Annotated in this window: 7 protein-coding genes and 1 pseudogene; 4 read left to right on the top strand and 4 right to left on the bottom strand. The window is 68.3% G+C overall.

Annotation, left to right across the window (positions count from 1 at the left end; all coding sequences use genetic code 11):
- Positions 1–232: 232 nt before the first annotated feature.
- Entirely contained in the window at positions 233–1,936 is a 1,704-nt protein-coding gene (locus DBR10_RS05210; protein WP_233243278.1) for a DUF4153 domain-containing protein, read from the bottom strand.
- Positions 1,937–2,034: 98 nt separating this feature from the next.
- Between DBR10_RS05210 and DBR10_RS05205 the strand changes: the two genes are divergently transcribed.
- On the top strand, positions 2,035–3,531 hold the full coding sequence (locus DBR10_RS05205; protein WP_108503754.1) for a S10 family peptidase: 1,497 nt from the start codon (positions 2,035–2,037) through the stop codon (positions 3,529–3,531).
- Between the two features lie 22 nt (positions 3,532–3,553).
- Entirely contained in the window at positions 3,554–3,940 is a 387-nt protein-coding gene (locus DBR10_RS05200) for an iron chaperone (protein WP_108503755.1), read from the top strand.
- 139 nt (positions 3,941–4,079) lie between these two features.
- Here DBR10_RS05200 and ppk2 read toward each other — a convergent pair whose 3' ends face one another.
- Positions 4,080–4,841 (bottom strand): polyphosphate kinase 2, encoded by a 762-nt coding sequence (ppk2, locus tag DBR10_RS05195; RefSeq protein WP_108503756.1) that lies wholly within the window; start codon positions 4,839–4,841, stop codon positions 4,080–4,082.
- A 113-nt stretch (positions 4,842–4,954) separates the two neighbouring features.
- Between ppk2 and DBR10_RS05190 the strand changes: the two genes are divergently transcribed.
- Entirely contained in the window at positions 4,955–5,677 is a 723-nt protein-coding gene (locus tag DBR10_RS05190; RefSeq protein ID WP_108503757.1) for a 16S rRNA (uracil(1498)-N(3))-methyltransferase, read from the top strand.
- 127 nt (positions 5,678–5,804) lie between these two features.
- A complete protein-coding gene (locus DBR10_RS05185; RefSeq protein ID WP_108490138.1) occupies positions 5,805–7,166 on the top strand; it encodes a glutamate--cysteine ligase in 1,362 nt (453 codons plus the stop codon).
- A gap of 18 nt (positions 7,167–7,184) precedes the next feature.
- Here DBR10_RS05185 and DBR10_RS05180 read toward each other — a convergent pair whose 3' ends face one another.
- Together DBR10_RS05180 and DBR10_RS19725 are read right to left on the bottom strand one after the other, a co-directional pair.
- Positions 7,185–7,985, bottom strand: coding sequence for an SDR family NAD(P)-dependent oxidoreductase (locus DBR10_RS05180; RefSeq protein WP_108503758.1), 801 nt, complete (start codon positions 7,983–7,985; stop codon positions 7,185–7,187).
- Between the two features lie 107 nt (positions 7,986–8,092).
- A pseudogene (locus DBR10_RS19725) lies at positions 8,093–8,219 on the bottom strand (Rrf2 family transcriptional regulator); the annotation flags it as partial.

Genomic DNA, 8,219 nt, shown 5'->3' with positions numbered 1-8,219 from the left:
GTCTATGCCCGGCTCAATGCGGTGAGCGAGGGGGTGGGGTAGGGGCAACAGCAGTGCAAAACCCTTGTCATCCCGGACGCGCGCAGCGCGATCCGGGACCCAGGGGGCGGCGCATTGCAGTTGCCCCTGGGTCCCGGCGCTCCCCCCGGCTTTCGCCGGGGTCCGGCCGGGATGACAAGCTTTGATGGGTTGCTGGCGTCGCCTATCTCCGGGACAGGACCGTTCCCAACCCCTAAAGCGCGCAACCCGGTCCGGCGGGCGTCAGGACCAGGCGCCGGCCTCCGACCAGGATGTCGCGCCGCGGCACCGGTTCTGACATCTTTACGGTGCCCGCCCTCAGCGCCTCGCCGAGATTGACTTCGTTACAGACCGTGGAGGCCTCCGCCGTCTTGCGCCAGAGGCCGTTCACGAGCCTGAACACCTCGAAACTACCGGCCCCCAGCAGCACCTCGTTGACGCCGTCGCCGTCCGTGTCGAGCATCACGGCCGAGCAGTCCGAACCCGGCCGGATGCAGAAGGAGCCGGGGTCAGGGCCCCAGTCCTGGCTGACGAAGCTGTCGGGCAGTTTCGCGCCTGCGGGATAGACCGACACGCCGGAGAAGCCTGACTTCCGCAGCGCGGGCGGGAGCTTGTCGGTCTGCGCCGAAGCCGCCCGTGCCCGGCTGGCGATCGCCGCATCCTTGCTCGCCTTCAGCGTCTCCAGCGCCGCCTTGCCATAGGGCCCGCTGTCGAACCGCAGGAACTGGAAGTCAAAGGCCTCGGCCTTCACCCTCCCCCGCTCCAGCCGCGCCACCTGATCGTTGACCGACAGCCGGGTCGGGTCGGCCAGGGGGGTGAACAGGGCCAGGATCAGGGCCACGCTGACGAAGGCCATGAGCACATTGCTCCGCTCCAGCCCCTTCATCCAGGCCCCCGGTCGCACGGCGGCGACGGCATAGCCCGTGGCATGGCCGAGCGCGATCAGCACGAAGGCGGCGGCGAACACCCGCTCGGGCGTCAGGCCGTGCTGGCCGATGCGCAACGACAGGCCATAGGCGGCCAGCAGGCCGATCGGGATCAGCAGCAGGCCGGCGATCCGCGCGGCCCATTTCAGGATCAGGTGCGGAGCCTCCTCACCGTCCTGATAGGCGGCGTTGATCAGCACGATCAGGTGGGCGGCGGCGGTCAGCAGCAGGGCCGTGGCGGCCTTGGTCTTCCACAGGGGCTCAAGCCCCGTGAACGGCAGGCTGGCCAGGAAACCGGCCGCGATCAGGGTCATCAGCGGTAGCAGCCAGGCCAGCAGGGTCAGGGCCACGGTCCGTACCCCGCGCACCAGGCTTGGCCGCACGTCGGTCAGCTGCACGGCGGCGGCGAACATCACCGTGGTGGCCGGGATCGAGAACGCCTCTTCGGCGATCAGCTTGCGGAAGGCGTCGATGCCGATCATGTCGAACAGGGCCGAGCCCAGGAACAGCAGGATCCAGAACACCCCGGTGAAGGCCGCCGACAGGGCCATCTGCACGCCATGCATCCAGGTGGTATCGAAATAGGCCTCGTAGGGCGCGACCCGCCGGCGGTGCACGGCGGCCGGCTGGACCAGGTGGTGGGCGATGAACAGGCCGCCGGCGATGGCCATGAAGACCGGCACGTCCGGCATCCGGTCGCCGTCCACCCCGTTCCAGGCCCCGTGGAACCCGAGGCCGGCCGCGAAGGCGGCGGCGATCAGACCCCAGACGATGAAGGGGCCCCGGCGCAGGGCTCCGGCCCCGGCCAGCAGGACGAAGGGCGCAAAGGCCGCCGTCAGCACCATTGGCGCAAAGACCAGCGGCTGGGTGGCCGGCCAGGCCTTGGCCTCCTGTGCGTGCTGCAGCAGGTAGAGCGAGAGGCCCTGGGCCAGGCCGGTGGCCAGGCGGACAGCCGCCGTCGTGCGGGCGGAAGGGGCGGCCATGGCGGTCATGCGGGATCCTCGTTCGCCCCTGACAGGATCACGCCTGCCGGACGTTGTGAAGCCGGCGATCATGCTCTAGCAATTTCCACCTCAAGAGGGGGGTGCGCATGCGTCATTCATTCAAGACAGCCCTGACCGGCCTGGCCTTTGCGGTCGCGCTCGGCGGCGCCGGCGGTGTTTTCGCCCAGGAGGCCAAACCCTCCGCCGACAAGCCGGCGGCCAGCGAGCTGACCCCGTTCCCGGCCGACAAGTCGGTCAAGCAGACCACCACGGTCGGCGGCAAGGTCATCGCCTATACGGCCACGGTCGGCGCGATGCCGGTGCGCGACGAGAAGGGCAAGAAGATCGCCGAGGTGGTCTTCACCGCCTACACCCTGGACGGCCCGCGTGATCCGAACCGCCCCATCACCTTCGCCTTCAACGGCGGCCCCGGCGCGGCCAGCGTCTATCTGAACTTCGCCCTCGGTCCCAAGCGCGTGCAGTTCGGGGCCGAAGGCGACAGCCCCTCGGCCCCCGTCAAGCTGGAAGACAACCCCGCCAGCTGGATGGACTTCACCGACATCGTCTTCATCGACCCGGTCGGCACCGGCTTCTCGCGCAGCCTGACCACCGAGGAAGAGACCAGGAAGCGCTTCTACGGCGTGAAACAGGACATCGACTATCTGTCGCGCATCGTCTTCGACTATCTGGTCAAGACCGAGCGCCTGGCCTCGCCGAAATACATCGTCGGCGAAAGCTATGGCGGCTTCCGCGGCCCGCGCCTGGCCTACACGCTGCAGACCGATCTGGGCGTGGCGGTGAAGGGCGTGGTTCTGGTCTCGCCGCTGCTGACCAGCGCCGGTCGCCAGGGCCAGGAGATCTCGCCCCTGCCGTCGATGTGGACCCTGCCCTCGATCGCCGCCGCCAAGCTGGAGCGTGACGGCAAGCTGAGCCCCGAGAGCATCAAGGCCGTCGAGGACTATACGCGCGGCGAATACATGGTCGACCTGATGAAGGGTTCCGACCCGGCGGCTCTGGAGCGCCTGACGACCAGGGTCTCGGCCATGACCGGCCTCGATCCCGACTATGTCCGCCGGGCCGGCGGACGGCTGGAGACCCAGTCGTTCCTGCGCGAGGTGTTCCGCGACAAGGGCCGCCTCGGCAGCCGCTACGACAGCAATGTCACGGCCCTGGACCCGTTCCCGTTCGCGCCCGAGCAGGAGACCCAGGACCCGATCCTCGACTCGATCATCGCCCCGACCACCAGCGCCATCGTCGACTTCACCACCCGCATCGTCGGCTGGAAGCCGGACGTGCGCTATGACGCCCTCTCGGACGTCGTGAACCGCAACTGGGATCGCGGTCGCGGTCCCGACACCGAGTCGGTGACCGACCTGCGCAAGATCGTCTCGGTCGATCCCAAGCTGAAGGTGCTGATCGTCCACGGCTATAACGACCTGTCGTGCCCGTTCTTCGCCTCGCGCCTGATCGTCGACGCCATGCCGGCCACGGTGGCCGGACGCGTGACCCTGTCCAACTATCCGGGCGGCCACATGTTCTACAGCCGCCCCGACAGCGGGGCGGCGTTCCGCAGGGACGTGATGGCGCTGTACGGGGTGAAGTAGGGCTCGCAGGGAGGATCCGCCCGTGAAACCCGCCGCCGTCTCGACCGACGCCTATCTGGCCGACCTGCCGGACGACCAGCGCGCCGCGCTCGAGGCCCTGCGCCGCCAGATCCGCGCGGTCGTGCCGGAGGCGGAGGAGGCCATCAGCTATGGCCTGCCCACCTTCAGGCTGCACGGCAATCTGGTGCATTTCGGCGCGGCGGCCAAACACTGCTCCCTCTATGCGGGGTCGGTGATCAGCCATTTCGCCGAGCAGTTGGCCGATTTCGACACCAGCAAGGGCACGATCCGCTTCCAGCCGGACAGGCCCCTGCCCGAAGCCCTGGTCCGCGAGATCGTCCAGTACCGGGTGGTGCAGAACCTGGAGCTCGCCGCCGAACGGGCCATGCGGAAGCGGGCCAAGACCTAAAATCTTGTCATCCCGGCCGCAGCGAAGCGGAGCGCCGGGACCCAGGGGCCAAGGCAATGCGGGTGGCCCCTGGGTCCCGGACAGCCTCTGCGAGGCTTCCGGGATGACAAGGGTTTGGGCGGGGTGAAACGGTGAACTCTTACCGCGCCAGCCGGCCGTCGCTGAGGGCGGCAATCTCGAACGGGAAGATCACCTCGGGGTCGGGCCTGGCCACGCCCTCGACCAGCTTCCTGTCACCCGCCGAATGCAGCAGCCAGCGCATGACGTTCAGGCGCGCGGCCTTCTTGTGGTCGGCGCGGACGCAGATCCACGGGGCGGCCTCGGTATGGGTGCGGGTCAGCATCTCGTCGCGGGCCTGGGTGTAGTCGTCCCACTTGTCCTGGGCCACGGCGTCCAGCGGGCTGATCTTGAAAGCCTTGAGGGGGTCTTCGGCCCGGGCCTTCAGCCGTTCGGCCTGGGTGTCTCGGCCGATATCCAGCCAGAACTTCACATAGCGGACGCCGCTGTCGACCAGCATGGTCTCGAAGGCCGGCACGTCCTTGAGGAACTGGGCGTGCTGCTCGGGCGTGCAGAAGCCCATCACCGGCTCGACGCCGCCGCGATTGTACCAGGAGCGGTTGAACAGCACCGCCTCGCCGCTGGCCGGCAGCCATTCGACATAGCGCTGGAAGTACCACTCGCTGCGCTCGCGATCCGAGGGCTTGGGCAGGGCTGCGACGATGGTCTGGCGGCGGTTGAGATGCTCGGTGATCCGCGCGATCACCCCGTCCTTGCCGGCCGCATCGCGCCCCTCAAAGACGGTCAGGATCTTCCAGCCGTCCTTGATGGCCTTCTGCTGCAGGGCGATCAGGGCCAGCTGCAGGCTGCGCAGTTCGGTTTCGTAGTCTTCGGACTTGCTCATGGGAGGGAGCCTACCCCGGCAAAGGGACGTTGCGGTAGGCCCCGCGCCCCGAATGGGCGGGCACCGGCCTGCAAAACCGCTGACACTTTTCCGGAACGCGCTAGAACAGCGGCATGATCCGTCTTTTCGTTCCCAATGACCTTTCCGCCGGAGCCGGACTCGCGCCCAGTGTCGAGCAGTCCCGCTATCTGACCCAGGTGATGCGCCAGGCGGTCGGGGCCGAGCTTCTGCTGTTCAACGGCCGCGACGGCGAGTGGCTGGCCAGGATCGCCGAGGTGACCAAGCGCGGCTGCCTGTTGGTGGTCGTCGAGCAGACCCGGCCGATGACCCTGGGCCCGGACCTCGACCTGGTCGTGGCCATGGTCAAGCGCGGCCGGATCGAGACCATTGTCGAAAAGGCCGCCGAGCTCGGCGCGCGCCGGGTGCGGCTGACCGTCACCCGCAGGACCAATGTCGATTTCGTCAAGCTGGGCCGGCTGGATGCCATCGCCATGGAGGCCGCCGAGCAGACCGGCCGGCTGGACGTGCCGTCGGTGGAAGACCCCGAAAAGCTGGCCACCATCCTCGACGGCTGGGATCCGGCCCGAAAACTGGTGTTCTGCGACGAGGGCGGTGATGCCCTGCCGGCGATCGAGGCCCTGGCCGGTAGCGAAGGCCCGGCCGCCATCCTGATCGGGCCCGAAGGCGGCTTTGCGCCCGAGGAACGCGAGCGGCTGCGGTCGCTGGCCTTTGTCACGCCGGTGTCACTGGGTCCCCGCATTCTGCGCGCTGACACGGCCGCGATCGCGGCCATGACCCTGTGGCAGGCGGCGGCCGGCGACTGGCGCGGGGCCTAAAGCTGAAGAGACCTCTTGAGGTTCTCAAAGAAAACGCCCAATTGCGCTTCTCGACAGTATGCAGCCGGCTGGGGGAAATGGGCCTCTCCCGACTCGTGGCGTATCCGATCCTGGGGAGAGACGGCTCATGGCCGACACCGCTAGCCTGCAAGAGCGTCCGCTGACGCTCGACGATCTGACCGCCTATTTCGCCAGGGGCTCCAAGCCGAAGGACCAGTTCCGGGTCGGGGCCGAGCACGAGAAGTTCGGCTTCTATCTGGGTTCGCACGAGCCCGTGCCCTATTACGGCGACAAGGGCATCCACGCCCTCCTGACCGGCCTGCAGCGCTTCGGCTGGACGCCGGTGATGGAAGGCGAGGTCATGATCGGGCTGGAGCGCAACGGCGCCAATGTCAGCCTTGAGCCCGGTGGCCAGTTCGAGCTCAGCGGCGCGCCGCTGCTGACCATGCACGACATCTGCCAGGAGACCGGCCAGCACCTCGACGAGGTCAAGACCGTCGCCGACGAACTGGGTCTGGGCTTCATGGGCCTGGGCTTCTCGCCGCTGTGGAGCCGCGAACAGGTGCCGGTGATGCCCAAGGGGCGCTACGTCATCATGCGCAACTACATGCCCAAGGTCGGGGGGCTGGGCCTCGACATGATGCTGCGCACCTGCACGGTGCAGGCCAATCTCGACTTCTCCAGCGAAGCCGACATGGTCGCCAAGTTCCGCATGAGCCTGGCCCTGCAGCCGATCGTCACGGCCCTGTTTGCCAATTCTCCGTTCACGGAAGGCAAGCCCAACGGCTTCCTGTCCAGCCGGGCCAATGTCTGGACCGACACCGACGCCGACCGCACCGGCCTGCTGGATTTCGTGTTCGAGGACGGCTTCGATTTCGAGCGCTATGCCCGCTATGCCCTCGATGTGCCGATGTATTTCGCCAAGCGCGGCGACCGCTATATCGACCTGGCTGGCCGCAGCTTCCGCGATTTCATCGACGGCAGGATCGACGAGCTGCCGGGCGAGCGCGCCTCGATCAAGGACTGGTCCGACCACACCACGACCCTGTTCCCGGAAGTCCGCCTGAAGACCTATCTGGAGATGCGCGGCGCCGATGCCGGCCCGTGGAGCAGCCTGTGTGCCCTGCCGGCCCTCTGGACAGGCGTGTTCTATGACGACGCCGCCCTGGCGGCCGCCTGGGACCTCTGCAAGGCCTGGACGAGCGAAGACCGCGCAGGCCTGCGCCGCGACGTGCCGAGGCTGGGCCTGAAAGCCCAGGTCGCCGGTCGTTCAGCCCAGGACGTGGCCCGCGACTTCGTCGCCATCGCCAAGGCGGGCCTCAAGAACCGCGCCTATATGAACGGCGGCTTCCTCGACGAGACCATCTATATGGGCGAGCTGGAAGAGATCGCCGACAGCGGCCTGACCCGGGCCGACCGCCTGCTGGCGCTCTATCACGGTGAGTGGAAGGGCGATGTCAGCCGGGTGTTCACCGACTGCGCCTACTGAGGCGGCACCGCGACGTCGCTAGACCTTCCTGAACCGCCCGCCCTGGGCGGCCATCAGGGCCAGGGCCCAGTCGTCCGGCAGGATCTTGGCGAGGGCGGCGATGGTCTTGTTCGGGGCCCCGGGCACGCAGACCGGCCGGTTGGCCTCGACGGCCTCATAGCCTGACGCCGCCACCTCGTCGGCCCCGAGCCACATCCAGTCCGGCATGGACTGGTTGAGCTGGGCGCGGGTGCCGTTGACGTCATGGAATTCCGACCAGGTAAAGCCCGGGCACAGGGCGCTGACGTGGACGCCGGTCGACTGGTTTTCCAGGTGCAGGCTCTGCGAGAACTTGACCAGGAAGCCCTTGGTCGCCGCATACAGCGTATGGCCCGCGGCCCCGGGAACCAGGCCCGCGAGGGAGGCGACATTGACGATGCGGCCGAAGCGGCGCTCGACCATGCCCGGCAGGACCTTGTGGGTCAGGGCGCAGACCGAGGTCAGCATGACCTGCAGGAACACACTCTGTTCGGCCCAGGTGGTGCCGGCATAGGTGCCGGGCAGGCCATAGCCGGCGTTGTTGACCAGGGCGTCCACGACACGGCCCTGGGCCTCGATTCCGGCCAGAACCGTGTCCACGCCGGTCGGGTCAGCGAGGTCGGCGGCAATGGCATAGGCCTCGACCCCGAACCGCAGGCGGATCTCGGCGGCGAGGGCTTCCAGCCGGTCGGCGCGCCGGGCCGTCAGGGCGACGTCATAGCCGTGGCTGGCGAGGATGCGGGCGAAGGCGGCTCCGATACCGGCGGAAGCGCCGGTGACCAGGGCAAGGCGGCGGGCCATTGAGGGATGTCCGATGCGAATGCGAAACGTCGCCGGACAGCAGCACGGCCCGCGATTTGGTTCAAGGGAAGGCGGAGGCAGGGCGGCGCACGGCCGGCGGTCCGCGACTACAGGGGCGGCTGGGCCCCGGCCAGCAGGTCGGCGACGGTGATCTGGCTCAGCCGGTCATGGGCGGCGGTATTGGCGGCGATGATCGCGGCGCTGACCGCCTCGGGAATCTTCTCGCCGACCGGA

The organism is Caulobacter sp. HMWF025 (assembly GCF_003060965.1).
Lineage (GTDB): Bacteria > Pseudomonadota > Alphaproteobacteria > Caulobacterales > Caulobacteraceae > Caulobacter.
This window is presented reverse-complemented; position numbering and strand designations above follow the sequence as displayed.

Bases quoted from the DNA above. Each gene is read 5' to 3' on its own strand.
- DBR10_RS05190 (WP_108503757.1), top strand. From the start codon at position 4,955: ATGATCCGTCTTTTCGTTCCCAATGACCTTTCCGCCGGAGCCGGACTC.
- DBR10_RS05210 (WP_233243278.1), bottom strand. From the start codon at position 1,936: ATGACCGCCATGGCCGCCCCTTCCGCCCGCACGACGGCGGCTGTCCGC.
- DBR10_RS05205 (WP_108503754.1), top strand. From the start codon at position 2,035: ATGCGTCATTCATTCAAGACAGCCCTGACCGGCCTGGCCTTTGCGGTC.
- ppk2 (WP_108503756.1), bottom strand. From the start codon at position 4,841: ATGAGCAAGTCCGAAGACTACGAAACCGAACTGCGCAGCCTGCAGCTG.
- DBR10_RS05180 (WP_108503758.1), bottom strand. From the start codon at position 7,985: ATGGCCCGCCGCCTTGCCCTGGTCACCGGCGCTTCCGCCGGTATCGGA.
- DBR10_RS05185 (WP_108490138.1), top strand. From the start codon at position 5,805: ATGGCCGACACCGCTAGCCTGCAAGAGCGTCCGCTGACGCTCGACGAT.